This is a genomic window from Pectobacterium sp. PL64 (assembly GCF_022477975.1).
GTDB classification, from domain to species: Bacteria; Pseudomonadota; Gammaproteobacteria; order Enterobacterales; family Enterobacteriaceae; genus Pectobacterium; species Pectobacterium jejuense.
Genome location: NZ_CP092070.1, coordinates 1,958,202 through 1,982,682 on the forward strand (window position 1 = coordinate 1,958,202; position 24,481 = coordinate 1,982,682).

Annotated in this window: 24 protein-coding genes and 1 pseudogene; 10 read left to right on the forward strand and 15 right to left on the reverse strand. The window is 45.8% G+C overall.

Features of this window, described 5'->3' with window-relative positions; translation table 11 throughout:
• Positions 1-116: 116 nt before the first annotated feature.
• Entirely contained in the window at positions 117-1,079 is a 963-nt protein-coding gene (locus HP572_RS08615) for a GlxA family transcriptional regulator (protein WP_240585339.1), read from the reverse strand.
• A 45-nt stretch (positions 1,080-1,124) separates the two neighbouring features.
• Positions 1,125-1,559 carry an MBL fold metallo-hydrolase gene (locus HP572_RS08620; RefSeq protein WP_240585340.1) on the reverse strand — a complete coding sequence of 145 codons (435 nt, stop codon included), beginning with the start codon at positions 1,557-1,559 and terminating at the stop codon, positions 1,125-1,127.
• A gap of 310 nt (positions 1,560-1,869) precedes the next feature.
• Between HP572_RS08620 and pptA the strand changes: the two genes are divergently transcribed.
• Positions 1,870-2,100: a tautomerase PptA gene (gene pptA, locus HP572_RS08625; RefSeq protein ID WP_014915392.1), complete on the forward strand. Its 231-nt coding sequence runs from the start codon at positions 1,870-1,872 to the stop codon at positions 2,098-2,100.
• Positions 2,101-2,121: 21 nt separating this feature from the next.
• Here pptA and yddG read toward each other — a convergent pair whose 3' ends face one another.
• The 3 genes from yddG to HP572_RS08640 all read right to left on the reverse strand — a co-directional run bounded on the left by yddG (position 2,122) and on the right by HP572_RS08640 (position 6,101).
• Positions 2,122-3,033, reverse strand: coding sequence for an aromatic amino acid DMT transporter YddG (gene yddG, locus HP572_RS08630; RefSeq protein ID WP_240585341.1), 912 nt, complete (start codon positions 3,031-3,033; stop codon positions 2,122-2,124).
• Positions 3,034-3,194: 161 nt separating this feature from the next.
• A complete protein-coding gene (locus tag HP572_RS08635; RefSeq protein ID WP_240585342.1) occupies positions 3,195-4,706 on the reverse strand; it encodes an aspartate aminotransferase family protein in 1,512 nt (503 codons plus the stop codon).
• 9 nt (positions 4,707-4,715) lie between these two features.
• Positions 4,716-6,101 carry a diaminobutyrate--2-oxoglutarate transaminase gene (locus tag HP572_RS08640; protein WP_205550419.1) on the reverse strand — a complete coding sequence of 462 codons (1,386 nt, stop codon included), beginning with the start codon at positions 6,099-6,101 and terminating at the stop codon, positions 4,716-4,718.
• 413 nt (positions 6,102-6,514) lie between these two features.
• Between HP572_RS08640 and HP572_RS08645 the strand changes: the two genes are divergently transcribed.
• On the forward strand, positions 6,515-6,748 hold the full coding sequence (locus HP572_RS08645; protein WP_010296028.1) for a type II toxin-antitoxin system Phd/YefM family antitoxin: 234 nt from the start codon (positions 6,515-6,517) through the stop codon (positions 6,746-6,748).
• Positions 6,749-6,778: 30 nt separating this feature from the next.
• Positions 6,779-7,114, forward strand: coding sequence for a type II toxin-antitoxin system RelE/ParE family toxin (locus HP572_RS08650; protein WP_240585343.1), 336 nt, complete (start codon positions 6,779-6,781; stop codon positions 7,112-7,114).
• Between the two features lie 47 nt (positions 7,115-7,161).
• Here HP572_RS08650 and HP572_RS08655 read toward each other — a convergent pair whose 3' ends face one another.
• The 4 genes from HP572_RS08655 to HP572_RS08670 form a co-directional block, all read right to left on the reverse strand.
• A complete protein-coding gene (locus tag HP572_RS08655; protein WP_240585344.1) occupies positions 7,162-8,457 on the reverse strand; it encodes a glycoside hydrolase family 10 protein in 1,296 nt (431 codons plus the stop codon).
• 5 nt (positions 8,458-8,462) lie between these two features.
• Positions 8,463-8,750, reverse strand: coding sequence for a VF530 family DNA-binding protein (locus HP572_RS08660; RefSeq protein WP_109225199.1), 288 nt, complete (start codon positions 8,748-8,750; stop codon positions 8,463-8,465).
• A gap of 191 nt (positions 8,751-8,941) precedes the next feature.
• The gene (locus HP572_RS08665; RefSeq protein ID WP_240585345.1) at positions 8,942-9,841 is read right to left on the reverse strand and encodes a LysR family transcriptional regulator; all 900 of its coding nucleotides are present in this window, start codon (positions 9,839-9,841) and stop codon (positions 8,942-8,944) included.
• A 105-nt stretch (positions 9,842-9,946) separates the two neighbouring features.
• Positions 9,947-10,849, reverse strand: coding sequence for a LysR family transcriptional regulator (locus HP572_RS08670; RefSeq protein WP_240585346.1), 903 nt, complete (start codon positions 10,847-10,849; stop codon positions 9,947-9,949).
• Between the two features lie 412 nt (positions 10,850-11,261).
• Here HP572_RS08670 and HP572_RS08675 point away from each other — a divergent pair, with 412 nt between their 5' ends.
• A complete protein-coding gene (locus HP572_RS08675; protein ID WP_240585347.1) occupies positions 11,262-12,281 on the forward strand; it encodes an alpha/beta hydrolase in 1,020 nt (339 codons plus the stop codon).
• A 117-nt stretch (positions 12,282-12,398) separates the two neighbouring features.
• The gene (locus HP572_RS08680; RefSeq protein ID WP_240585348.1) at positions 12,399-13,163 is read left to right on the forward strand and encodes an SDR family NAD(P)-dependent oxidoreductase; all 765 of its coding nucleotides are present in this window, start codon (positions 12,399-12,401) and stop codon (positions 13,161-13,163) included.
• A 100-nt stretch (positions 13,164-13,263) separates the two neighbouring features.
• On the opposite strand, the gene HP572_RS08685 is transcribed toward HP572_RS08680, so the two are convergent.
• Complete coding sequence (locus HP572_RS08685) at positions 13,264-14,748, reverse strand: hypothetical protein (RefSeq protein ID WP_240585349.1); 1,485 nt, start codon at positions 14,746-14,748, stop codon at positions 13,264-13,266.
• Between the two features lie 478 nt (positions 14,749-15,226).
• Here HP572_RS08685 and HP572_RS08690 point away from each other — a divergent pair, with 478 nt between their 5' ends.
• The 4 genes and pseudogenes from HP572_RS08690 to HP572_RS08705 all read left to right on the forward strand — a co-directional run bounded on the left by HP572_RS08690 (position 15,227) and on the right by HP572_RS08705 (position 19,133).
• Positions 15,227-15,613 carry a hypothetical protein gene (locus HP572_RS08690; protein WP_095701909.1) on the forward strand — a complete coding sequence of 129 codons (387 nt, stop codon included), beginning with the start codon at positions 15,227-15,229 and terminating at the stop codon, positions 15,611-15,613.
• 703 nt (positions 15,614-16,316) lie between these two features.
• Positions 16,317-16,746, forward strand: a pseudogene (locus HP572_RS08695) (tyrosine-type recombinase/integrase); the annotation flags it as partial.
• A 34-nt stretch (positions 16,747-16,780) separates the two neighbouring features.
• On the forward strand, positions 16,781-18,259 hold the full coding sequence (locus tag HP572_RS08700) for an AAA family ATPase (RefSeq protein ID WP_240585350.1): 1,479 nt from the start codon (positions 16,781-16,783) through the stop codon (positions 18,257-18,259).
• Between the two features lie 4 nt (positions 18,260-18,263).
• Complete coding sequence (locus HP572_RS08705) at positions 18,264-19,133, forward strand: HNH endonuclease (RefSeq protein ID WP_240585351.1); 870 nt, start codon at positions 18,264-18,266, stop codon at positions 19,131-19,133.
• Between the two features lie 1,105 nt (positions 19,134-20,238).
• Here HP572_RS08705 and HP572_RS08710 read toward each other — a convergent pair.
• Positions 20,239-20,508: a hypothetical protein gene (locus HP572_RS08710; protein ID WP_146003436.1), complete on the reverse strand. Its 270-nt coding sequence runs from the start codon at positions 20,506-20,508 to the stop codon at positions 20,239-20,241.
• Between the two features lie 320 nt (positions 20,509-20,828).
• Between HP572_RS08710 and HP572_RS08715 the strand changes: the two genes are divergently transcribed.
• Positions 20,829-21,212 carry a surface-adhesin E family protein gene (locus HP572_RS08715; RefSeq protein WP_240585352.1) on the forward strand — a complete coding sequence of 128 codons (384 nt, stop codon included), beginning with the start codon at positions 20,829-20,831 and terminating at the stop codon, positions 21,210-21,212.
• Positions 21,213-21,257: 45 nt separating this feature from the next.
• Here HP572_RS08715 and HP572_RS08720 read toward each other — a convergent pair whose 3' ends face one another.
• The 4 genes from HP572_RS08720 to HP572_RS08730 all read right to left on the reverse strand — a co-directional run bounded on the left by HP572_RS08720 (position 21,258) and on the right by HP572_RS08730 (position 24,478).
• Positions 21,258-21,581, reverse strand: coding sequence for an MbcA/ParS/Xre antitoxin family protein (locus tag HP572_RS08720; RefSeq protein ID WP_102119552.1), 324 nt, complete (start codon positions 21,579-21,581; stop codon positions 21,258-21,260).
• Positions 21,582-21,830: 249 nt separating this feature from the next.
• Positions 21,831-22,070: a hypothetical protein gene (locus HP572_RS23000; protein WP_102119551.1), complete on the reverse strand. Its 240-nt coding sequence runs from the start codon at positions 22,068-22,070 to the stop codon at positions 21,831-21,833.
• 204 nt (positions 22,071-22,274) lie between these two features.
• A complete protein-coding gene (locus tag HP572_RS08725) occupies positions 22,275-23,444 on the reverse strand; it encodes a type II secretion system protein GspD (protein ID WP_240585353.1) in 1,170 nt (389 codons plus the stop codon).
• Positions 23,441-24,478 carry a zonular occludens toxin family protein gene (locus HP572_RS08730; RefSeq protein ID WP_240585354.1) on the reverse strand — a complete coding sequence of 346 codons (1,038 nt, stop codon included), beginning with the start codon at positions 24,476-24,478 and terminating at the stop codon, positions 23,441-23,443. The genes HP572_RS08725 and HP572_RS08730 overlap by 4 nt, the downstream gene beginning before the upstream one ends.
• Positions 24,479-24,481 lie beyond the last annotated feature (3 nt).

Below are 24,481 nucleotides of genomic sequence, written 5' to 3' on the forward strand. Positions count from 1 at the left end.
GTGTTGTGTTTGTAGTATTGATGACCGTGATCATCATCACACTTTAAAGATAGGTGGCAATCTGTATCTTCACCAATAATATAATGATCTGGCTATTTTTTGGCAGACGATGAATATCAGCGAGTGGTGCTTTTATCCTGAAACGTTTTACGCCAGTCGGTCGGGCTCACGCTAAAACGCTGTTTGAACTGCTGGCGAAAGGTTACCGCTGACTGAAAACCCACACTATCCGCAATCGCTTCGATGGAGTGAGAGGTCGACTCCAGCAATGCCTGGCTATGATGGAGTCGCTCCGCCGTTAGCCAGTCGCTAACCGTCATGCCTGTGGCCCGGAAGAAATGTCGGGTAAATGTCCTGCGGCTCATCTGCACGCGGCTTGCCAGCGCATCCAAAGAGTGGGGCGAACGGAGATGGCTGCGCAGATAGTCCAGCAGCTGATTGATTTTACTATCTCGCGTATTTTCCGGCACCGGATGTTCAATAAACTGAGCCTGCCCACCTTCACGGTAAGGCGGGATCACCAGACGACGGGCGGCGCGGTTAGCGATAGCGCTGCCGCAATGTTGACGAACCAGATAAAGGCAGCAGTCTATTGCCGCCACCGTACCCGCAGACGTAATCAGATGTTCATCTTCGACATAGAGCGCGTTGGTATCCAACTGCACATGAAGAAAGCGGGCGATAAAATCCTGCTCAAACGCCCAATGTGTTGAGGCGCGGCGGCCATCTAGCAATCCGGCATAAGCCAGCACATAAGTCCCCAGACACAAACCGGCGATCTGTGCTTTGCGGGTTGCGGCAGCGCGTAATGCATCCAGAAGCGGTGCAGAAGGGCGCGTCTCTGGATGGCTCCAGTAGGGAACCACGATCAAATCGGCGTTTTCTAATGCGGAAAATCCGTGATCAACGTTGATAGAAAACCCGTGCTCTGATGCCACCATACCCGGTTTTTCCGCACAGAAAAAAAGCTCAAATTGTTTTTCTTCATAGAGCATGTCGCTGAAAACCATACCCGGTATAGATAAATGAAACGGGCTAAAATTCTCGGAGACAACCACCGCGACGGTTAGCACAGCCATAATAGCCCTCATCAAATCATCAATAGGTTCCGGTTACTGTCCGGTTCAGAATTGCACGCTTTCGCCATCGTTCGGTACGTGCGCGACGGACTGAAGCTTTTCTTCATGCAAATAGTCACGCAGTTCAGCCCGACTCAGAAGGCAATGGTTCACCGCTTCCATATGTGTTGCGACTATCGCCGCATTGGGTACGAGCTGATGCACACGCCGTACATCCTCTTTTCCCATGATAATGGAACCGAAGCCGGGAATGACCGCATTGCCGATATTCAGCGCCACCACATCGGGCGTGTGATGCGTCAGTGCAGCAATAACATGCTGATTCCAGACGGTATCACCAGCCAGATAAAACGATCTCTCATGCGCATGCTGGAAGATAATCCCGCAGACGTCACCCAGTCGTTCCGCCATCTGTGGATTAGCATAGGTTTCATCAGAACCGTGCTGGCCAGACGTTTTGATCAGCGTTAATCGGGTCAATCAGAAACGTTTTCCCACCAAATTCCAGTCGTAATGTCGCATTGCGAATCTGCATTATTTTCATCTTATTGCTCCCATATCCGGTTAACTGGCAGCGCTGTTACGCGCCAAACAGGAGCAGTATAAGAATCTGGCAGATCGTTAACAGTGGCCTGAATGACACACTTCGATGAGTTTAGGCCAATTTGTCTCAAGCGGGTTGTTTATCATCGGGCGAACTATCCTATTGCCGTCTTCATGCACACTAGCTATCTTAACTCACTGGCTAGCTTAACCAACGTGCTGTTTCATCAATGAAAAGGACCATTCCATGCCCCATATCGATGTCAAACACTTCCCAAGGAATCTGTCTGAAGAAGAGAAGAAAGCCGTCGCGGAAGATCTTGCTGCGGTCCTGAAGAAGCATTTCGGTTCTTCCGACGAATCGCTTTCTGTCGCGTTAAATGAAATCCAGCCGGAGCGCTGGAAAGATGACGTTTACGACCCGTTCATCAAACCGCAGTTGGATACGTTGCCGAAAAAACCGGGATATTCGTATTAGTTTGCCCTGCATCTTGGCGCATTAATTAGCCTGCTCCGAGACGTTTTTCAATGTAGCGGAGCGGGTTGACCACCAACACAGCAGCGATCCCAGACTGACCATTGCCGCACCTTGCCAGAAGGCCACGGTTAACGTCGAATTAAGAATAAATGCCGCAAGCGCAGCGGAAATAACGGGGATGAAATAAGACGCGGTCGCCAGAACGGTGACATTACCGTGCAGAATACCGATATTCCACGCAGCGTAACCAAACCCCATCGCACCGGCGGCGAGAATCAAACTGATGATAACAGGCGTGCTGATAATAAATTCAGGTTGAGGAGCGAGTAGATATTTAACCCACAGCGTTAATGCCGTCAGGATAAAGAAGAGGGTAATACCGTTTGCGCCGTTAGCAATTTTCTTTGTCACCGCGCAGTAAATCGCCCAGATAATTGCCCCGCCAAAAGCCAGCCCATAGCTTAATGGATTGCTATAGAGGTTATTCATAATACTGCTCAAAGATAAACCTTCATCACCGCCTAATACCCAGCCAATTCCCGTGATCGCAAGCAACATGCCGGGGATAATAACCAGACTGGTTTTTTGCCGATTAACCAATACGGATAACAGGATCGTCAGGCTCGGCCAGAGGTAATTAACCATGCCGACTTCTATTGCCTGCGTGCTGTTGTTGGCATAGCCAAGAGAGAGGGAGAGGCACAGTTCGTAGCAGACAAACAGAATACTGCCGATGATGAGGTAGGATATCGGGAAGGTTTTTATTTTAGGAAAACCCACTGTCACTAATAGCATCACCGAGCTTAACGTATAGATCATCGCCGCGCCGCCGACGGCGCCGAATCCTTCACTTACGCTCCGAATCAGCCCGACAATCGCACTCCACAGTACGACCGCGATTAACCCTATTAGCGTTGCTTTTTGTGATGTCATTTATTCATCTATCCTAGCGTTTCGATTTATTCCGTGACTGTTTATTCCTTAACCACGGTATCCGTGTGCCAGTGAAATAATACGGCCAGAAAACCCAGCAATAAAAAAGCCGATAACCTATTATTGTTATCGGCTTTTCACGATGCAGTAAAGCAGGGGAATTACGCGGTCAGCAGAGGCTGTGCCGTGCTTTCAACCAGATCCAGCAGAACTTTGACATCGTCCAGGTTGACCGTTGGGTTCAGCAACGTCAGTTTCAGGCAGGTAACACCGTTAAATTCGGTGACACCTACGTTGGCACGACCTGATTCCAGCAATGCATCGCCAATGCGTTGGTTAAGCAATGCGATAGTCACGTCATCCGCTGTCGCTAGCTGTTGCGGGCGGAAACGGAACAGAACGCTTGCCAGCTGTGGCTGCATCACCAATTCCAGCGAGGCATGTTGATCCACATACTGTGCAACCTGTTGTGCCAGCGTAACGCCGTGATCGATGATCGCCGCGTACTGCTGTTGGCCCAATGCTTCCAGACCCATCCACAGTTTCAGCGCATCAAAACGGCGCGTCGTCTGCAATGATTTTGACACCAGATTAGGGACGCCCTGTGCTTCATCGAACTCAGAGTTCAGGTAAGCCGCCTGATAGCGCATCAGCTCATAGTGACGCGCTTCTTTCAACAAGAAAGCGCCGCAGCTGATAGTCTGGAAGAATTGTTTGTGGAAATCCAACGTAATGGAATCCACCAATTCAATGCCGTCCAGATAATCGCGATACTTCTCGGACAGCAGCAGTGCGCCGCCCCAGGCTGCATCGACGTGTACCCAAATCTGATGTTCTGCCGCCAGCGTGGCAATCGCCCGTAAAGGATCGATCGCACCCGCGTCAGTGGTACCGGCCGTCGCCACAATCGCCAGAATCTGCTCGCCGTTAGCTTTGGCCAGCGCCACTTTCTCAGCTAAATCGTTCAGATCCATACGCGCGAAGCGATCGGTTTTCACCAGCGTAACGCATTGATAACCCAGCCCCAGCAAAGCCATGTTCTTTTGCACCGAGAAATGGGCATTTTCAGAACAGAACACTTTAATTTTCTTCAGGTTACCAACCAATCCATCTTGCTGGATCGAATGTCCCTGACGGGCAAAGAAGGCATCACGCGCCAGCATCAGGCCCATCAGGTTACTCTGGGTACCACCGCTGGTGAATACGCCCGCATCGCCAGACTGATAGCCAACCTGAGTACGCAGCCATTCAATCAGCTTCATCTCGATGATGGTGGCTGACGGGCTTTGATCCCAGGAGTCCATGCTCTGGTTCGTGGCATTAATCAAGACTTCCGCCGCCTGACTGACCACCAAACTCGGGCAGTGCAGGTGAGCGACACACTGTGGGTGATGCACCGACAGGCTGTCTTTCAAAAAGTACTCAATCGCACGCTCGATAGCGGCCTGGTTACCCAGGCCCTGCGGATTAAAATCCAGCGTGATGCGTTCACGCAGTTCAGCAACGGTTTTGCCCTGATACATCTCAGGCTGTTGCAGCCACTGCATGACGGCTTGGCTACTCTGCGTAATCGCTTCCTGATAGGCTTCGATACTCTGTGCAGAAGAGGCCAGAATCGGGTTGATTTTTGTTTCCACTGCTTCTGTTTCCACTAATTGGGACATCGTGGTCATTCGCTCCACTCAGACTGGCTTCACGCCAGCAGACAGCAGGGCGTTTTCAAATTTATCCAGGAAGATTTCCAATTCAGCATTGCTGATCAGCAGGGAAGGCAGCAGACGCAGAACGCAACCATGACGGCCACCGCGTTCCAGAATCAGGCCCGTTTCAAAGCATTTTTTCTGCAACAGGGCAGACAGCTCGCCGTCAGCCGGGTAGCAACCCATGTGATCCTGCGCTTCATTAGGCTTAACAATCTCAATCCCGATCATTAATCCCAGACCGCGAATGTGGCCGATCACCGGATAGCGTTTTTGCAGCTCAGCCAGTTTGGCTTTCAGCCATTCACCTTGCTCAGCGACTTTGTTTGCTACCTGATTGTCTTTGAGGTGCTTCAGCGTCGTCAGGCCAGTTGCCATCGCCAGTTGGTTACCACGGAAAGTACCCGTGTGGTGACCCGGTGACCAGGCATCGAACTGCTTTTTGATACCCAGCACAGCTAATGGCAAGCCGCCACCTACTGCTTTAGACATCACGATGATATCTGGCTCAATGCCAGCGTGTTCGAAGGCAAAGAATTTACCGGTACGAGCAAAGCCCGCCTGAACTTCGTCGATGATCAGCAGAATACCGTGTTCCTGCGTCACTTTACGGATGCGCTGCAACCATTCGACAGGTGCCGGGTTAACGCCGCCTTCGCCCTGAACGGCTTCCAGAATGACAGCAGCAGGTTTGCGTACGCCACTCTCAACGTCATTGATCAGGTTTTCGAAGTAGTAGGTTAATGCTTTAACGCCGGCTTCACCGCCAATGCCCAGCGGGCAACGGTACAGGTGCGGATAAGGCATGAACTGGACTTCAGGCATCATGCCGTCGACCGCTTCTTTCGGCGACAGGTTACCGGTTACGGACAGTGCGCCATGCGTCATGCCGTGGTAACCACCGGAGAAGCTGATCACACCAGCGCGACCGGTGTATTTTTTTGCCAGTTTCAGCGCAGCTTCAACAGCATCGGCGCCAGAAGGGCCCGTAAACTGGAGGCAGTACTCTTTGCCCTGACCAGGCAGTAAGGAAAGCAGATATTCGGAGAACTGATCTTTCAACGGCGTTGTCAGATCCAGTGTATGTAACGGCAAGCCGCTAGTAATGACACGTTGGATGCTTTGCAGCACGTCAGGATGGTTATGTCCAAGCGCCAGCGTTCCCGCCCCAGCCAGACAATCAAGATATTGATTATTCTCAACATCAGTAATCCACACGCCTTCGGCTTTCGCAATTGCCAGAGGCAATTTGCGTGGATAACTCCTCACGTTCGATTCAAATTCAGCTTGTCTTGCCAAATAGGTTTCATTGTTTCCGTTTAATGAATTCGCACCTAAACTGTCAATACGGACTTTATCCGTCATCATATCTCTCCTACAACCGTGAGCTCGCAGGCAACCACAGTTGAATAAATGAATTAAACACGTAACTACTATAAGAAAAACGCGGCCAATATAGGTTTTTTCAGTCACCGACTCAATGATTTATTTCGTTTCGAAACTTTTATTTTTTCACATAAAAATCAATTGGTTGATTGAATTTCTACGAATCATGATGTCATAGCTACTTTACATGCTTATTAAATAAGCAAAAAAAATCCGCCTACCGCAGAATTCCTGAACCGAAAAAGTGGCAATAAGAGGGGTAAACAGCACGTTTAGCTATAGCGATCAGGGAGAAAACCACAAGTAAGAGAGAGTCGTGATGATGCTTTACACATTGTTTTCAGTCTATATAAAGACTAAATTAAGACTGAAATCGATATCAGGAGGAAAGCACCATGAAGATCGAGACGATTAGCTATATAAAGAAAAACGCAGCCACGCTTGACCTCGCTGAACCCATTCTGGTGACCCAAAATGGCGTTCCTGCCTACGTTATTGAATCCTACGATCAACAGCAGGAACGGGAAAATGCCATTGCACTGCTGAAGCTTTTAACACTGTCTGAGAAAGACAAAGCTGAAGGAAAAGTGTTCAGCAGGGAGCAATTGCTGGATGGGCTGGAATTCTGAACTGACAATGTCATCAGGAAGGGACGCTAAATGGAAGAACCGAGAGTAACGATAGAATACACCTCGACGGTCAGAGTCTGTATCAGCGATATTGTCAGCCATCTCCGCCGTGTTGATGTAGAACCCGGTCCGATGATCAATGAAATTCTGGACCAATTTGAGAGTAAAATCCGGCAGTTTCCTTTGAGCTGTCAGATCAGCCCGGAACTGTTGAAAATCGGGTGCGGAAAATACAGGGAATATAATACTTCGGGAGGATATCGAGTCCTCTATTCAATCGAAAATAATCTGGTTACCGTCCATGCTCTTCTTGCTCACCGACAAGATATTCAGCAATTATTATTTAAGCGCTTGATTCAGGCATGAATCAGCACCAGAGGAAGGGGCAGAGGTTTTGAAGCCTCTGCCTTTCGTTAAATCGGATTCCAGCGGTTTCTGAGGTAATTAACCGCTTCCTGGGTCTGTGGCTGATTGAGATAGTTCTCTCTGAACAGGATCGTGCCGTTAATTTGTGGCACAGACTCATTCAAATCGAGCTGCTTTTTCAGCTCCGGCACGCCACCATTTACCGTCCAGTCAGGCTCATTCTTTGAAGGCTCACCCACTTTATACAGCGCAACGCCAATATAGAGGCGTGTGTTTGTGGGCTTCACCACATCAGCCCACCATTTTGCCAAGACATCATAACGAGCCGCGTCACGTGCGAAAGGCCAGTATATCTGCGGGGCAATGTAATCCAACAGTCCTTGTTGCACCCACTGGCGGGTATCGGCATACGCTTCATCGTAGGCGGCCGCGCCTCGCGTGTCGGAACCTGCCGCATCGTGTGACCGGTTGCGCCATACGCCCGCAGGGCTGACGCCAAATTCAACCTCGGGTTTCAATTGCTTGATAGTGCGCGACACCTGCTCAATCAACAGCTGTGTATTGTGCCGCCGCCAGTCTGCCTTTGAGCCAAATCCCTGACCCTGTTTTTTAAAGGTTTCACCATCGTTGAGCATCGAACCGGATGATTCGGCATAGAAGTAATCATCGAACTGCACACCATCAATAGGGTAACGCGCCACAACTTCGGCCACGATACTGGTGATCCAGTTTCGCGCTTCTGGGATACCTGGGTCGAGCACAAAGCGATCGCCTGCCGTGCGGATCCAGTCACGATGCAATACAAATACGCTGGCCGGGTTCTGCGACAAGGTGCGATTTAGCTCCGTTACAGTTGACGGTTTAGTGTTAACGGAGACGCGATAGGGATTTAACCAGGCATGGACTTTCATACCGCGTTTGTGCGCTTCATCCAGCATGAACTGGAGCGGATCGTAGCCCGGATCCTCACCAATATTGCCCGTTAACATATCTGACCAGGGCAATATCTTAGAAGGCCAGAGCGCGGTACCATCAGGCTTAACCTGAAAAAATACGGTATTGATACCGAGACTTTTCAATTTATCCAGTTTGCCTTTCAGCGCTTCCTGCTGCTGAGCTATGCGTATAGCAGGGCTGCTGGCATTGACGGATGCTATCGGCGGCCAATCCAAGCGGGAAACGGTCGCCAGCCAGACACCGCGCATGGGTTCCTTATTCTGCTGAGATTTCGCCGGAAGAGGCTGTTTAACAGGAGGAAGCGGGGTGACAAGCGAACTCGGTGGCTTAGACGCGCAACTGACAAGTAGAAGCGCAGCGGCAATAAGTACGACTGGCTTTTTCACGTTGGCTAGCTCTTATTTCTGCGGCTATTAGCCCATGGATCAACGGCGCTATCATCTGATTTTACGGGAGCAGAACCGTCGAGAGAATCAAGGTACAGTGCTTCAACTTCGGCTCGCGCCCAGGGTGTCCGACGCAGAAACTTTAAACTGGATTTGACGCTTGGATCGCTTTTAAAGCAATTGATGTTGATCCGTTTACCCAACTCAACCCAGCCAAAACGGGCAACCAACGCATTGACTTGCATTTCAAGCGTGACGCCATGCAAAGGATCTTTAGAAGTATGAGCAGTCATGTAACGTCCAGTAGTTTCAGGTTTTTGTGTTCAGGATTCGGCGTGTAGCAAGGGAAGGTTACAAGAAAGCAGGGCGAGCGGCAATGCTTGGAAGTCAGCCTTGGGGTGTGCTTTAAGAACGCTACTGTTTCTGCCGATCAATTAACCTGTTTTGATATTCAGCCAGTTTATCGCGATGATGGCGGCGTTGTTCATACTTCTGGATGATAGCGTAACGTTTCAATGATTAGTGACAGTGCCGGCAGCAGTTGGCGCTCGCTTGAATAGAAAATGTGAAAGCCCTGACGCAGGTGACTCCAGTCCTGAAGCACCCTCTGCAGACGACCGCTGGCGAGATAGGGACGGGCGAGGATTTCGGGTATATAGGCAAGTCCAAATCCCGCCAGAGCCGCATCCAGGGCAGCATAAACAGAATTAAAGATCAGAGGCCCATCCACACGGCATTGCAGGATTTTATCTTCTTTCTTCAGTTCCCACGCATTAATGCCGCCACTCAGAGAAAAACGCGTGTTTATACATGAATGATTCTCTAAATCATCGGGCGTCAGAGGGATGGCGTTTTCCCGAAAATAAGAAGGGGACGCAACCATTACCGTTCGCAGGTCTGGAGAAATTCTCACTGACGCCATATTTTTCCCGATCTGGTCACCGGGCCTGATGCCAGCGTCAAATCGCTCAGAAATAATATCTGTTAGTGCAGGGTCGTTGGAAATCTCCAGTTTTATCTCAGGATACTTCAGTAATTCCCCTGACAGTCTGGGCCAGACAAAAGCATTAAAGGCAAAATCTGACGCGGTTATCCTGACTGTCCCCGCGACCTTATGACTCAATTCCCGCAGGGAAGCCAGCTCATCTGCGATCGCATCAAAGCGAGGGGCCACGCGCTCAAGTAATCGCTCTCCCGCTTCCGTTGGAGATACACTCCGGGTTGTCCGGGTAAGCAGGCGCAGCCCAAGCCTTTCTTCAAGATTACGCATAGTATGACTCAGCGCTGACTGAGAAACCCCCAATTGCGCCGCCGCCCGGGTAAAACTGCGTTCCTTCGCCACGGTAATGAACGCGACAATATCTTTGAAATTTTCACCTGACATGGCCTGCCTCATTTCTGGCGGAAACATAGCCTGTATCAACGGCTAAGTAAGGAGTTTGTGTCTGAAAGGCCTTTGTATCAGGGATGGTGAGACGTGAACGATGAATCATGTCTGCTTTTCCTGATAGCGTAGTGCCTCGACCATTAACGCCATCGCTCTTGAGTGCTGGCGTCGGTTCGGATAATAGAGATGAAAGCCAGGCCAGACAGGGCACCAATCCTGAAGGACGGAAACCATTTTGCCTGAATCGATATCGGGCTGAACCATGTCCTGTGGCAGATAGGCAAGACCAAAACCATCTTTGGCGGCTTCCAGAATGTCATAGGCGTTATTGCATATCACTGAACCCGTGACCCTGACATCAAAGGTTCGCCCATTATCAGTAAACTCCCAGTCATAAAGGCCACCATATGTTGATGTACGCAGCCGAATACATTTGTGCTGACTGAGATCGGCAGGGACTTGCGGGGCTGCATGCCTGGCTAAATAGCTTGTGGAACCGACTACGGCATTCTTAATATCGGGGCTGATACGTACGGATATCATATCCTGAGCGAGTTCCATTCCAAATCTTACCCCGGCATCATAACCTCTTGCTGCAATATCCACGCTTTCATACTCACTGATGAGCTCAACGGTGATGTCCGGATATTGTTGCAGAAAGACGGATAATTTGGGCCACAAAACGGACCTGATGGCATAATCAATCGCGGTGATGCGCAGTGTGCCCGTGGGTTTGTCCCGGAGATCGTTCAGGGATTTTAGCTCATTATCGATTTGCTCAAATTCAGGAACGATGCGATCCACAAGGTGCTGCCCGGCCATTGTCAGCGTTACGCTGCGGGTGCTACGTAACAGAAGGCGCACAACGAGTCGCTCCTCAAGCCCCCGGATACTCGCGCTCAGGGCGGGTTGCGTGACACCCAGTTGGGCTGCCGCTCGGGTAAAACTCCCTGTTTGTGCCACCGCGATCAGAGCGATTAAATCAGTGAAACCTTCACGCGCCATGTTTATCCTTACTCACGAAAAAGATCCTACCGAGTCTAATCAATATCGTTGAGCCTAACACACCTGTATACCGCCAGAAAATATACTCCGTAGATTAATGAATCTGAGTTATAACTGCAAACAATCAGAGGCTCTGGTTAATAAGAGGCTGGTGATATAAATTAATGACAGGTGATGATACGTAATCATCACGGCGTTAAATTACAGACGCTTTTATCACACTGGGCTGCCGGGTGAATTAATTTAAGCCTGTGATATATAATAGGCCTCCTTGCTTGATTTATTAATCTTGCAGTCCGCATCATTTTAAACTAAACACCTACTGAAAAAATCAACTGAGTATTTATCAGTTGATGAATTTTTCTATCAATAAAAACCTATCTTTTAAAAAGTTATAACGCACGAGGAATTTATGTCATTACTGAAAATTTCGTTACTATGCGCGTCATTATTCATTGCGAATTCTACCTTTGCTGCAAGTAATCCGTCCACGGTAGCTGAAGGTATTAATGTTGTTGGTTCACAGAAAATATCATTTCAGAACGGCTCTGTCAGAATGGCGGCTAACTTATATCTGCCGCCAAACTATGACAGTACGAAAACGTACCCTGCCATTGTGGTATCCCATCCCTGGGGAGGCGTGAAAGAACAGGCTTCCGGCCTTTATGCCCAACAGTTGGCAAAACGCGGCTTCATTACACTGGCTTATGATGCATCTCATTATGGAGAAAGCGGAGGCGTACCTCGCAATCTTGAGAATCCGGCTGACCGTGTTCAGGATATCCGCAGTGCCGTCGGCTATCTCAGTAGCCTGCCACAGGTTGATGCTGCACGCATTGGCACGTTAGGTATCTGTGCTGGAGGCGGCTATACCCTCCACGAAGCGCAAACAGATGCTCGGGTCAAGGCCGTGGCTGGGGTGGTGACGTATGACATCGGTGAAGCGACTCGTAACGGAATTGAGGGAATGCCGGTTTCGGCGTCGGACCGCCAGAAATTGATGCAAAGTGTAGATGAACAGCTAAACAAAGAAGCCGCTGGCGCGCCTTTGCTGGTTCAGTCATTGCTTCCACCACGGAATACGGTAAATGCCAGTACCCCCAATTTTGTTCGTGAAGCCACAGATTACTACCTTACGCCTCGTGGCAATCATCCTAATGTTCAAAACCGCTATGTGGTAACAAGTCCTGGATTACATATGGCTTATTACCCTCTGGAACATATGGATCAGGTATCACCAAGGCCCGTGCTGTTGATCGCAGGGGAAAAGGCAGAAACGCGTATATTCAGTCAGCAAGCTTATGATAATGCTAAGCAGCCAAAAGAATTAATGATTATTCCCGGCGCCTCTCATTTTGATTTGTACGATAAACCTCAGTTTGTTAATCCCGCATTAAACAAACTGGCAGAATTCTTTGGGAAGAACCTGTAATTATCTAAATAGCACCTGAAATAAAAAACACACGGGGTTATTTCGGAATAGTCGAAAAATATATCGGTTAATTTGAATAACCCGTTTACACATTTGAAAATAATCAGAGGATTATATATGACTTTTTCATTTGAAAATAAAGTCGCTTTGGTTACTGGTGCGGCATCAGGTATTGGTCTTGCCACCGCTCAGGCCTACGCAAAAGCGGGCGCTTTTGTCGTACTGGCAGACGTTAATTCAGAAGCAGTACATGCTGCGGCGAACCATCTCATCGCGGGAGGATACAACGCTAAGGCTATCACTTGTAATGCAGCAAATCTCGAAGACGTTGAAGCAATGATTCATGAAACCGTTGCTGCTTATGGTCGTTTGGATATCGCATTCAACAACGCGGGTATTCAGAATGTACTGGTAGAGATCGCCGATGCAACAGCCGAAGATTTTGATCGCGTCAACGCGGTGAACCTACGCGGTGTCTGGGGATGCATGAAATACGAGCTTCAGCAGATGCGTAAGCAGGGGAGTGGCATCATTGTAAACTGCTCATCGGTTGGCGGTATTGTTGGTGGCGCAGAACGGGCAAATTACCATGCAGCAAAACACGGTGTTTTAGGACTGACCAAAAGCGCGGCTCTTGAGTACGCTGCCCGTAATATCCGAGTGAACGCCGTATGTCCTGGGTTAATCTGGACACCAATGGCTGAAAGTATGGCGGCTTCAGGTCAGCGAGAGGCTCTGGATGCGATGGTTAAAAGTGTGCCAATGCAGCGTCATGGCCGAGCGGATGAAATTGCTGATGTGGTTCTGTGGTTATCCAGCGACGCATCTTCTTTTGTCACTGGCCAGTCAATTTCGGTTGATGGCGGATTAACCATGCGTTGATCGGTCTTGGTCGAGGCCTTCACATTTTTTCCGTTGACCGTGGATCTTTTACCCGGTTGGGCAAGAGGCCCAGCCGAGTAAAAGAGAATCGTTATGTCAATCAGCCTCGCGGAGAGTATTGATGCACCTCGCCAAGACCAGCAGTGAAGTAGTCATTAACAGCCGGATTAGAAGAGGTTACCGCTGTTATTACTGGCGAATTATATAAGTCGAGGTATGCGTTAGCCGGTTTGGAAGCGTCACCACTAAAGGTAATACCGCCAGGATTGTTTATATCTTCAGGGTTCACATAGCCCGCTGGGCCGACATCGGTCGTGCGATAGGCCAGTTGGCTATGGCTAAAATAAGCGATGCCATTAGACTCGGATCGGGTTTGGGCAGACGAGGTATAAACCCCTGTGATAACTTGTTTGGCGGTGCCATTACTAGGCTGACCATCTGTAGTGATGACGGGTTTGCCGCTGGCATTGTATTGATCCAGGATATAGTCACAGCCATCTGCGTTAAAAATAGCGCCGCTACTTCCACCGGCGATGCCGTAGTCCAGGAGCTGCATGCCACCCGAGGGAACAAGCTGAATATCAAGAGGGCTATTACCCACCATTTCCACGGTGCGACGAAGTCGTTGTAGTCGATGATCTAGGCAAATTTCTACTCCCAGTTCGACATTTTGACCATAAGAAACAATAGGCATTCGGGCCCCAGGCTTGCGGTAGATACCAGTACCTGTTCCCTGATTATCGCCACTTAGTATGCTGACAGGGGGATAATTGGCCAGCCATTCTGTGATCTGCCCACCGGTATCAATCATACCGTTCAGGAGTACACCTAAAGTCAGGTCAACAGTAGACTCAGCCTGTTTTTCAACGATATTAGACAAAATCTTGCCAGTGGGACCACCATTGTAAACAAGAATCCCCGCACGATTGCGCACGGTGCAGAGCGGATCCTGTCGGTATGAATTTACCAACGCGTTTAACTCATCATAACTAGTGTTGGATTTGGATTGGGATAATACTGTCTCAAGTGGTTTCAGCCGCATCAACCCTATGTGCGCTGTTGGTTCGGGAGAGGCGTTTTTTTGCAGCGAGCTATTATAGGCCGCATTCAACGCCGTCAGACGCTTTTGGACTTCTGGCCCATTCAGAAATTGCTTAATATCGGTAATATTTGTGGTCAGTACACTACCCGTGCAGATCACCCAGTCTCGGCCTGCTTCTGAGGACGCTGCAAGCGTGTTTTTAACACGCATACTAAGTTGGCTCATTAAGTATTCAAAAGCAGAGTTGCCGTTGATCGTCAGTCCAGGATATGGGCCGTGGGCACTGTGGAAATAGAATTCTGGCACAACAAAGTAACGAACCCAGTTGTTGCAATTGGCGGCGCTGGCAATTGCAACGTTCAGAGCATTGATGAGCATATCGATGCGAAAATCAATATCATTTTGCATATCCTGCGCACTGGAAATCGCCTGGCCGGGCCATTCGGCGGCAACCCAGTTTCCAATCGTAATGGGGTTACGATAAGCCGTGTACAGAGACCATGCGAAAAAGTTATTTTTGGTAATGTTAGTTCTGTCTGCCATGTTTGGATTCCTTCAGAAATAATAAATTTATTCCTCAAGCGACCCTCTAATAGAATTAGATTCGCCCGGGGCATTTAGATTTCGACGTTAGGTCACAAAGCACTAACGGTCGGAACCTTCTTTTTTGGTATTTCTTACTTGTGTAATCAATGTGTTATAGCTAAGACTTGTTTATTTATTAAATGCGGTCTACTGAACGTGATGATTTATGCAATCAAAACCTATTAAACATATACATTTGGAGTGATAACTTCCAAGCTATTTTTATAAATCAACTTAGACTAATAATTATTTCCATGATTATCATTATCACTCTAGTCAAAGTTCAGGAAGGATAAGGTGCATACAAAAACAATATCCCTAGCGTTAATTACAAACTATCATTAATAACTGAGTAATATATGATTATTCATTTTATTTAATGAAACGGAAGAGCACCAACATCGCTCACAAAGATAAACAAACCGGATGGGACCTGATGAAAAAACTCTTACTTCTTTTTCCGCTGATTTTTAGTGCCCCAATACATGCTTCTGAAGTCACTGTAGGGCAGATTTGTAAGGCTGCTTCCGCAGCAATGTTTGGCCGTGACCATAAGATCATGAAACTTGATAAAGTGGAATCAGGCATAGCCTACGTACATTATATCAGACAGAGTGATAGCACTCGGTGGGCCATTAAATGCAAACTCATAGGCGATCAAGTCATGTGGGCATCTGACAACCCTGACAGTTCCGGACGCTGGAGAGATAATCCGGCAGACGGCACTGTAAAATATGCCATTAATGGTAAAAAAATTATCATCACCGAGGTATACAGCGACGGTTCAAGCACATCTAATTCTTACCCTCTGAAGCAACTATAGTGACTTCAATCACCCTGCAAGTTTGCCGGGCAGGGTGATTTTATGAAAAGCTCAAACTTAGGTACTCACATTTGAACTCAGCGCAGTTCATTCCAATGTGGATACGGTCAGCAGAAACCCTGCCAATTTACTTTCGGTGACAGAGTGTGGTGCATCATGATAAGTCGTTATATGGGGCCATCGACCAGGGAGGAAGGGAGCACATGAGTTAAGTGTATGATTGGTAGAAGTTTGTGAATGCTTATGAACTTATTAATCACAACAGGAAATTTAACTTATGTTGAGCGAGAATCCAGTTCATAAAATATAAATTTTGTATCCATTTGATTTAATTTGGAATTTTAAGTGTAAAGCTGAATTCACTTTCGGAGGATTTCGTGAACTAACATAAAGTCTTCTTCTTCAAAGCATTTCCTGACAACCGGCTATACAAACCATTTCTCTCCACAATCGGATATCCAAGACTGCCAATTTTAGGTAATATCTTATTGCGCGATTGAAAAATCATGAATTTCAGTGATATTCAGATACGGTAATACCTAATCAGAACTGATGATTCTGAGGGCGGTAGCGTTGTCCAAGTTGATTGGTTTTTCTGGCGCAAGATAAATTCACTGCTTAGCAGGAAATTTTCATGTTAATGAGTTTATTCAGTCCTTTGTCTACTTTTACAATCCCGTAACTGTTACTGGCATGTCACTAGTATGGACAAGAAGACCTCACGCAGATTGCCGAAATTTGTTTGGCTACAGGTGCGTGCTGGGGTGAGGGTGAACGATTAACTCGGCCTTAATTTTCGCGCTACAAACTGGCTTTCACAAAAACTAAAGGCAAAAAAATCGCACCGTTCCGATTCAAAAATGGCTTTACGAAAAATTATCTACGAGACAAGAGTGAATGTTTAAGCCTTGCTATCGGGAATTCAAAAAAATGCTTTTGCTTGCTGAAGTACAGAAAACTCATATGTTACGTCACACATTTAGTGCGCACTTATGTTGAATGGCGGGAATACCTTTATATTACAAAGGATTCTCGACCGCTCTAATATTCGTGAAACAATGAGATATGCGTATTTTCCATCAAAGCATCTTAAGGATGTTGTAAATTTAAATCCACTGAAAAAATTATTTTAGGTATTTTTTTTAAATGGAATCACAAGGAGTTTATGTGTTTATAAAAATTGGTCCTACTCAGTTAAGTCAGACACTTTCACTATATTTATCACCAATAACGAATTGGAATGATTTTTCATTTGAAACATCATTTATATTAAGTTATTCCTTTGACGGCAGAGTGGTCAAGGTCGGTGAGATAAAAATAGGGTATAAAGACCAGGAAAAGTCAGTTCATACGCATAAAAGCCTAAATAACGAATTTGAAAATTTGCCTGATAATTATTTTTCACTAGGTCAATCTCCCGAGTATTATAAAGAATTGAGGAAGCTACCTCAGGATTTACAAGTGAAAATTTTAGTTGGGTTGAAAGATGTAGTTTATGATAGAAATATATTCGAAGATGTTCACGCTGAGACTGTTTTTATTGATTCACTTACTCGATACGTGAGTATTTCGAGCGTTGAGCAGTTCGGTGATATATTGGAACATGGTGTTTCATTAAGGCATTTTGGTTTTCGAGTTAATTATGAGAATGGTGTGTCTCCAGAATTTGTTGTTGAATCTGATTCAAAACCACCTAAAAATGTTCATGTAATTATTGGACGGAATGGTGTTGGTAAGAGTCACTTATTAAGAACTATTGTTGAAAACATAGACATTAACAATAATGTGGTAACAAAGACTAATGGAGAGCCTGTTTCCGTCTATGATTTTGGATTGTTGTTGTATTTTTCTTTAAGTGTCTTTGATAAGCCTTTTGAAAAGGTTAGTTTTAATGAAGTCAGGTTTAGTACAACTCAGACAAAGAAAAAATACATTGGTCTTTATAAACAAGATAGTGGAGAGCTAAAAGATATCAATAATGATTTAGCGAAAGATTTTTCTGCCTCACTTTATAATTGTATTTATGGATCTGAAATTAAAAATAAAATCTGGTCTGAAGTTATAAAATCCTTAGAAGTTGATATAAACTTCAGTGATTTAGGACTATCTAAGCTTATGACAGTCACTCAAGAGGAGTTCACGCATGAGTCTACAGAAGTATTTAAGTCACTAAGTTCTGGGCACGCGGCGGTTATTTATTATATAACACATGTTATTGAGTTAATTGAAAATAAAACTATATGCATATTTGATGAGCCTGAGAACCATTTGCACCCACCATTATTGTCTGCTTTTGTTCGGACGTTGTCTGAAATTCTTAAAATAAATAATGGAATGGCCGTGATTGCTACCCACTGCCCTGTGATTTTACAAGAAACTCCGAGAACTTGTATTTGGAAAATGTTTCGCTCAAGTGAGGACGATACAGACTTCCAACGCCCTTCAATTGAAACATTTGGCGAAGGAGTAGGTGAAATTACGTCTGAGGTGTTTAATCTTGATGTCAGAAACTCTGGTTTTTATTCATTGCTTGAAAAGGACTCTAAATTATACAGAACCGCCAATGAACTTTTTAATGTTTATAATGATCAAATTGGCTTAGAAGGTCGTGCCGTTGTTTACTCTGCAATGAAACATAAAGGGTAATATAATGCATATTATTTTTGATGATGTATATAAAAGTTGTGTTATAGGTAGATGTAAAAGAGATTTTACACAAAAAGAAAAAGATCAGGGTGGGTATTTAAGAGGGTGTCACAAAATATATAAATTGTACGCGCTTTATGGATTGCTATATCAATATAAAGAATGCGATAGTTTTCCTAGTTACGATTCTGTTGAGTTGTTAAGGTTATATAATGAAAGATTATCAAAAAAAAGAACCCAACCTAGAAAATATTATAATGAGTTGATTAAACGCAGTCCTGATAGAAAATGTCTGCTTTGTCATGTTGGTGAGGCGAGCACACTAGATCATTTTTTACCTAAAGATATCTTTCCTTCCTTATCAATATCGTACAATAATCTTATACCTGCATGTGATTATTGTAATCGTACTAAATCAAAATATTATTCATTAACAAAAGAAAAACAATTAATCCATCCCTTATTCGATCTTTTTTATAATCACAACTGGTTAATAGCTACGTATTCCGGGAGGGATAATGTTATTTATTTTGATATAAACTATGCACCTGATACAATTGAATATGAAAGAGCATTGTTTCATGTCAAAAAATTTGGTTTATTAGAAACTTATAGTGCAAAGTCCATTAGTTTGGTTAAAGAAATAGTCGGCATAGCAATTGACCATGACTTATCTTTAAGTGATGTGATAGAAATTAAACGTCGAATGCTTATCAGACGAAGTACTACTGCTGCAAAATCAAAATATACTATTGATTTATGGAAATGGTTGACCCTTGATGCACTAGAGTCATCCACAGTATTTATGAATAATGGTAAGGATATATTTGAAAATATTCCTGTGTTTGAAATGTCATCTGCTACATATGAGTAAAAATGATAATGAGGTAAAAATTTGGTGGCATTCATTGCATAACACTGCAAATCAATGCGTTCAAAAGAATAGATCAATTGATAAATACATAGAGGAGATGGTTTTAAACAAGCCAACAGCGGGAGATGGGGAAATGAGTTCTGACCGGCCACCAATTTAAGCTAAATTTATCTCCTTTAATACTAGTTTTAACCGACGCGCACTCTAACAATAACAGCTCACCAACACGCAGCCCATAGTTGAGCATTAACCGCATAATTAAATAATTGCGAAACTGAATAAATCCAGAAGGGAAGGGGTTTAGAAAGTTATTTTTATGTTTTGAGCTTGGTACGACTATGCGATATACGTTTTCAACCATATCACCAGTCATACTCTGAAACCCTTGAATGACTCGAGAATAATACCGCTGATTGCTTCTTTCCAGAGTTTTAAAATCTTCTTTGCATATCAGCAAACGAGTGTTGAGACGGGATGCATGACGAGACAATTCTTTTGGCGTTTCATTTCGATAGTACGGAGATACATAAGTAGCGATCAGGTAGCCTATGTGATCTCTTCCCTTTGTTCAGTACCGGCGTAAAGTAGAGTTTTCGGCCTTTCTTCTCCGTCAAAAAGAGGTCATCCGGCATGAAAAAGACACGTTATACCGAAGAGCAGAATGTAGCTCTATGCTTCAAGAACCAGAACTCATAAAAAAACTTAATCGCTTGGAGGGAAGCTGATTGAGTTGAAAGCGAACGATACTCCAGATGGTCAACTAGATACCTAAGCGGATAAAGTGCTGGCAAACAGATTTTTACATCCATCAGAATCCAGAGCCTTCGGCCGTTTGAACTTACAATCTGGGTAAGTGAGTACATAGAAACACCCAACAATCAGCATGAGGTGAAGTAAATGTACGACAGACCTAATGCAATAAAAGGGAGGTATCTCAAAATTCACAATATGCTGATTTCTGTGGCTGCACCAGAGAACCATGAAGTAAAAGACCCATGGAGGTTATTTAACATAATATACATTATGCGAACCAATAGAGGCGTTCGCAGAAACTGGCCATCCCACGGAGCAAATCCCCGCATCCGGCAAAATACTTTTTCTGACATCAGTTATCATCCCTACGGCTGACAATCTGATAACAATAGATTTTCCCGCTCGGGCCAGCGAACGGCAGCAAAAATTCCTCACCCCACGGCTCGACTCGTTCCCAGTCAGGCAGCAATTTTCCACGCCGTGCGAGACGCTGCGCATTTTTGGATTCAGCACTGTCGGTCGAAAAATTAACAACCGAACTCAACGGCCAATCCCAGCGCATAGCCATGCCTAGCAAGCGAGTTAGATGCTGTTTATTACGAGAAATGATTTTCCGTCTCATACGCCCGAACCCCAATTAGGCAATGTTGCCTAATTGCCGACTTAAAATTACGATCAATGTTATCGTAGACAGAGATTGATTCACACTGTACTAACTACGCGCTGTTTTGGCGCTTCTGTTCCGCAGATGTAGGCCTCTGTTTCTCAATAGAGATAAACTTAGTGCTACACTGGCTTGAGTGTCACTGAACCCCGAACCGCTTCGCGGCACTCTACACAACTAAGAAACACAGACACGGAGGGCTGTACGTGCGAGTTAAACTATTAATTATAATGATACTTACACCATTTTTTGCTATGTCTCTCACGTCAGAAGAATTTATGAATTTCGATGAATGGAGGGTGTTTTATAAAACCAAATCAGGAGCCGAAATTTATATCAAAGGAGGCGTTATTGACGGTGATATTATATCGACATGGTATAGAATAAACTCCCCCTCGCTAAACGTATGTAATAAAGAACCTTTCTATATGTCTATTGATGAACATCAAATCTGTGATTCAGAAAAGAAAATGAAAATAGAGACAGAGATAGCAAGAGTATTCTTTGATTGTCATAAGCGAAAAATGAAATTAATAAATGAAACACACTTTAATTACCATAAGGAATTGATTTACAAGGGTAATAACTCAAAAAGCGAATGGGAAGATTTAATACCTGATACCTTATCTGAGAAACTGTATTACCGTATATGTGGATTATAATGATTAGACAGAATTGTCTTTTTGAAATTATACCCCTAAAACTGCTTATCGATATACGCCATGCTGCAACTGCGTTATCAGTCTGAGCACCTCGTCGATTCCCGACTGACTGGATAAAATTTCATTGGGTGATTTCCATTCCAGTGCGCGATTCGGCTCTGATAGCCAGCGCTCAGCCAGACCAGCATCGCCCTCGAATAATTCCACGGCTCGCTCTGATACAACCTGAACTCGCAGCGCACCATCCTCAACAGCGGCATCGAATGAGTTTTTTAGCTGTGCCATCTCGTAGGTTTTCCGCTCCAACGGGCTCATCTGTTTCAGGCTGGCGACATCGTATGTTGCGGGATTTCGCCCTGAAAATTTCATATGAACCACCTAATATCAATTGGTTGAATATCAATTCAGCGCGGGAGAATCATCTAGATTGTAGCCTGCGGCCAACCCCGCACAGCCCAAAAATAAATTTTTGCGCCGTCCGGCGTTCCGCTAAAACACATCGGATGATTTTCCATGGCGGCGTGTGCGATGACACGATGGTGGTTTTTCCCTCATCTATAGCTCGGATCATAGCTGCGATTCTCTCAGCCTGACGAGCACGGTATTTCTGCATTTTACTCACCACCAATACACCGCAGGCCGTTTTCTGGCTGGGAACGCAATTCCGTCAGGGTCAGCACCCGATTTTAACAACAGTCTAACCGCGCGACGTTCTGGTCGCGTGCCCATCATATTTCGGAACCAGCCTGGCGATTTATCGAAAAATCTGGCGCAACTGGCGAATTTTTCACCAACGCGCCTGTGGGATTTCATGCGCCCACTAGGCAGCCTATCTCGAACGCGATTTTTTACAGACATCAGTGCCCCCCAAAAAATCCCCTCTACAGCACATGCAATAGAATTCCCTGATGCCGTGCATGACAGAAAATTAAAGCCATTTAAATTCAATTAATTAAATGCAACCACTCAGGACTTCAGGACAAAAAAACGCCGAAAAATCCGATGTGCTACAGCGGGAAAAACCCACTGACCGCCCTCCTCGCTGGGCGCTGCGGTGAGCGGTCAGCGGATTTTTCTGACCTGTAGAACGACGAGAATGTCGGTTTTATCTGCACTAGAACCCTGACTGGTGAATGAAGGCAACCACGAAAAGCCAGTTTCTGAGGATGTTTTTTTATCATCCGCCAGACCACCCAATAAAATTATGTCGCCATCGACCAGAGATATGTCGGTAGAGATCTCTCTTTTTATCAGCGTGGGCGAGCCATTCACGCCATTCTGCGTGGCTGCAAAATTGCTGAGTTCCTGCCGGATTTTTAGGTCAATAACGTCCAGCCGGACTGCGGGCGCTACATCAAAAATTATCCCTGCATCCCTATAGACAACCGACTGTATCGCCGACTGTCCCTGAAAACTGGTATTCCCTAGCGTTGGCGTAGAGTTGCCTACCGAAAAAACTGCATTAGCGCCTGAACGGACTCTCAGTGTTGGCGAGGAAACGGTGGTAAAACGCGTGTCCGTTTTGAATAACTCTATCAGAGCCGACATCGACCCCGAACTGATTTTTAGGAAATTGTCGTAACCTCGAGAATCAGAACCACCAATTTGAAAATTTAGTTTTGAATTCAGCAGGTTAGTCGCCAGTTGCAACCCCGAGCCATCACGAGAATTACTCTGAATTTCATACACATATCCAGAAACAACAACCTCATCCGCCCGCACATCGACCAGAGGCAGTGCCTCGGTAATACGCCTAATTTCAGCCCGAGTGCCGTAAAACACCAACGAATCTGGAGAGTTTTTATCACCAGTAGCCGAGGAGTTAAATTTCCCACCCTCGCCCGCCATCGGAGCCAATTGCGCGGCCAGATATTCGACCGAACGGTAACGAGGCTGATAAGTGTATGAGAATTGCGCTAGTTTTTTCTCAACCTGAGCTGGTTTATAGAAAAAATCGACGCCGTTTTTGGTTTTTACCGCCAAACCAATATCAGCCATATAGTCGATTAAAAATTTTCTGGCGTCCTGTTCGGGCATCAACCTGAATGATATTTTTTCCGGCATGGCAACCACGTCAGGCGAGAGCCGGAACGGTTTTTTTAGGATTTGCGTGTAAAAAACAGACAGCGCATCAGGAACCGCGAAAGATTTCAGCTCGAAATCAACCCCAGACCCAGCCGCAAAACATGGGGATGAAAACGCCAACAGCATCGACAAAACAATTTTTTTCATTTAGCACTCCCTGACCATGTGGTAACAATTTCGCCATCTAACACGCCTGACACAATCGCGCCGCTCACAACAAACCCCGCGGCCGGTTCGACCCGCTGACGGCCATCAACGCCAGACAGCACAATAAATCGACCGTTTTTGTCCTGAATTACTCCAGAGACACGCCACTGTGTTGAAATTTTTGGGGCTGCAATCGGCGCAGGCGCAGGAGCGGTGGGGTTTTGCTGGGACTGGTTGGCCGTTCCCGCAGGCTGATTTTGGTGAACGGGTGTTTTTTTATTCTCTGGGTGAAAAAATCCCCACAAATACCAGCCTCCCGCTGACACTAAAATAATTAGCACTGCGATAGTGATCAACAGGGTCAGATTTGAAAAAATTGACTGCCTTTTATCAACAACCTGTTCAGAACCGTTACCGTCATATGATTGATATAAAGGAAAAATTCTTTTGTCGTAACGATAGTTTTTGACTGAGACTCGCTCAGTTTTAGTGAGTTTTGCGCCCCCAAAAATTTCGACTCGGTACATCGAACTCAGACCGAGACTTTTCAGTTTTGTCATCCTGTAGGTGGTTTCTGTCCGGTCACGGATAAATCGAGGCAGATTAGAAATCGATTGATTTATGACTACCAGATCACAGGTCACGCCTGTTTCAGGGTGGGAAAAATGACGGTGCTCAGCTATGAACGAGCGATGATTTTGAGGGACGGTTGAATCAGAACCCCAAATTCGCCATGCCTCATCTATACAGATGAGGTCACCCGCCTGACAAAATGTATTTTTCCCATCGGTCAAAGCGTTTTTATAGGGAAAAAATAACTCATCCTGAGCCTGTTCATTGGAGACATGGACAACCTCGCCCATATTTTCAGTTTTATGGTTTTTCCTGATGTGCTCATATATTTTCTCAGGGTTCAAACCGTAAACATTCGATACAACCCGTCGACCCTGAGCCACTGCGGGGATTATCACCGACCTCACGACCTCGAAACTTTTTCCACTGCCCGGCACGCCAACGTATGCTGAAATTGCCACTGA

Coding starts and splice junctions, on each gene's coding strand:
- HP572_RS08615 (WP_240585339.1), bottom strand. CDS start 1,079: ATGGCTGTGCTAACCGTCGCGGTGGTTGTCTCCGAGAATTTTAGCCCG.
- pptA (WP_014915392.1), top strand. CDS start 1,870: ATGCCCCATATCGATGTCAAACACTTCCCAAGGAATCTGTCTGAAGAA.
- yddG (WP_240585341.1), bottom strand. CDS start 3,033: ATGACATCACAAAAAGCAACGCTAATAGGGTTAATCGCGGTCGTACTG.
- HP572_RS08635 (WP_240585342.1), bottom strand. CDS start 4,706: ATGACCACGATGTCCCAATTAGTGGAAACAGAAGCAGTGGAAACAAAA.
- HP572_RS08640 (WP_205550419.1), bottom strand. CDS start 6,101: ATGATGACGGATAAAGTCCGTATTGACAGTTTAGGTGCGAATTCATTA.
- HP572_RS08645 (WP_010296028.1), top strand. CDS start 6,515: ATGAAGATCGAGACGATTAGCTATATAAAGAAAAACGCAGCCACGCTT.
- HP572_RS08650 (WP_240585343.1), top strand. CDS start 6,779: ATGGAAGAACCGAGAGTAACGATAGAATACACCTCGACGGTCAGAGTC.
- HP572_RS08660 (WP_109225199.1), bottom strand. CDS start 8,750: ATGACTGCTCATACTTCTAAAGATCCTTTGCATGGCGTCACGCTTGAA.
- HP572_RS08665 (WP_240585345.1), bottom strand. CDS start 9,841: ATGTCAGGTGAAAATTTCAAAGATATTGTCGCGTTCATTACCGTGGCG.
- HP572_RS08670 (WP_240585346.1), bottom strand. CDS start 10,849: ATGGCGCGTGAAGGTTTCACTGATTTAATCGCTCTGATCGCGGTGGCA.
- HP572_RS08675 (WP_240585347.1), top strand. CDS start 11,262: ATGTCATTACTGAAAATTTCGTTACTATGCGCGTCATTATTCATTGCG.
- HP572_RS08680 (WP_240585348.1), top strand. CDS start 12,399: ATGACTTTTTCATTTGAAAATAAAGTCGCTTTGGTTACTGGTGCGGCA.
- HP572_RS08685 (WP_240585349.1), bottom strand. CDS start 14,748: ATGGCAGACAGAACTAACATTACCAAAAATAACTTTTTCGCATGGTCT.
- HP572_RS08690 (WP_095701909.1), top strand. CDS start 15,227: ATGAAAAAACTCTTACTTCTTTTTCCGCTGATTTTTAGTGCCCCAATA.
- HP572_RS08705 (WP_240585351.1), top strand. CDS start 18,264: ATGCATATTATTTTTGATGATGTATATAAAAGTTGTGTTATAGGTAGA.
- HP572_RS08710 (WP_146003436.1), bottom strand. CDS start 20,508: ATGAGACGGAAAATCATTTCTCGTAATAAACAGCATCTAACTCGCTTG.
- HP572_RS08715 (WP_240585352.1), top strand. CDS start 20,829: ATGAATTTCGATGAATGGAGGGTGTTTTATAAAACCAAATCAGGAGCC.
- HP572_RS08720 (WP_102119552.1), bottom strand. CDS start 21,581: ATGAAATTTTCAGGGCGAAATCCCGCAACATACGATGTCGCCAGCCTG.
- HP572_RS23000 (WP_102119551.1), bottom strand. CDS start 22,070: ATGTCTGTAAAAAATCGCGTTCGAGATAGGCTGCCTAGTGGGCGCATG.
- HP572_RS08725 (WP_240585353.1), bottom strand. CDS start 23,444: ATGAAAAAAATTGTTTTGTCGATGCTGTTGGCGTTTTCATCCCCATGT.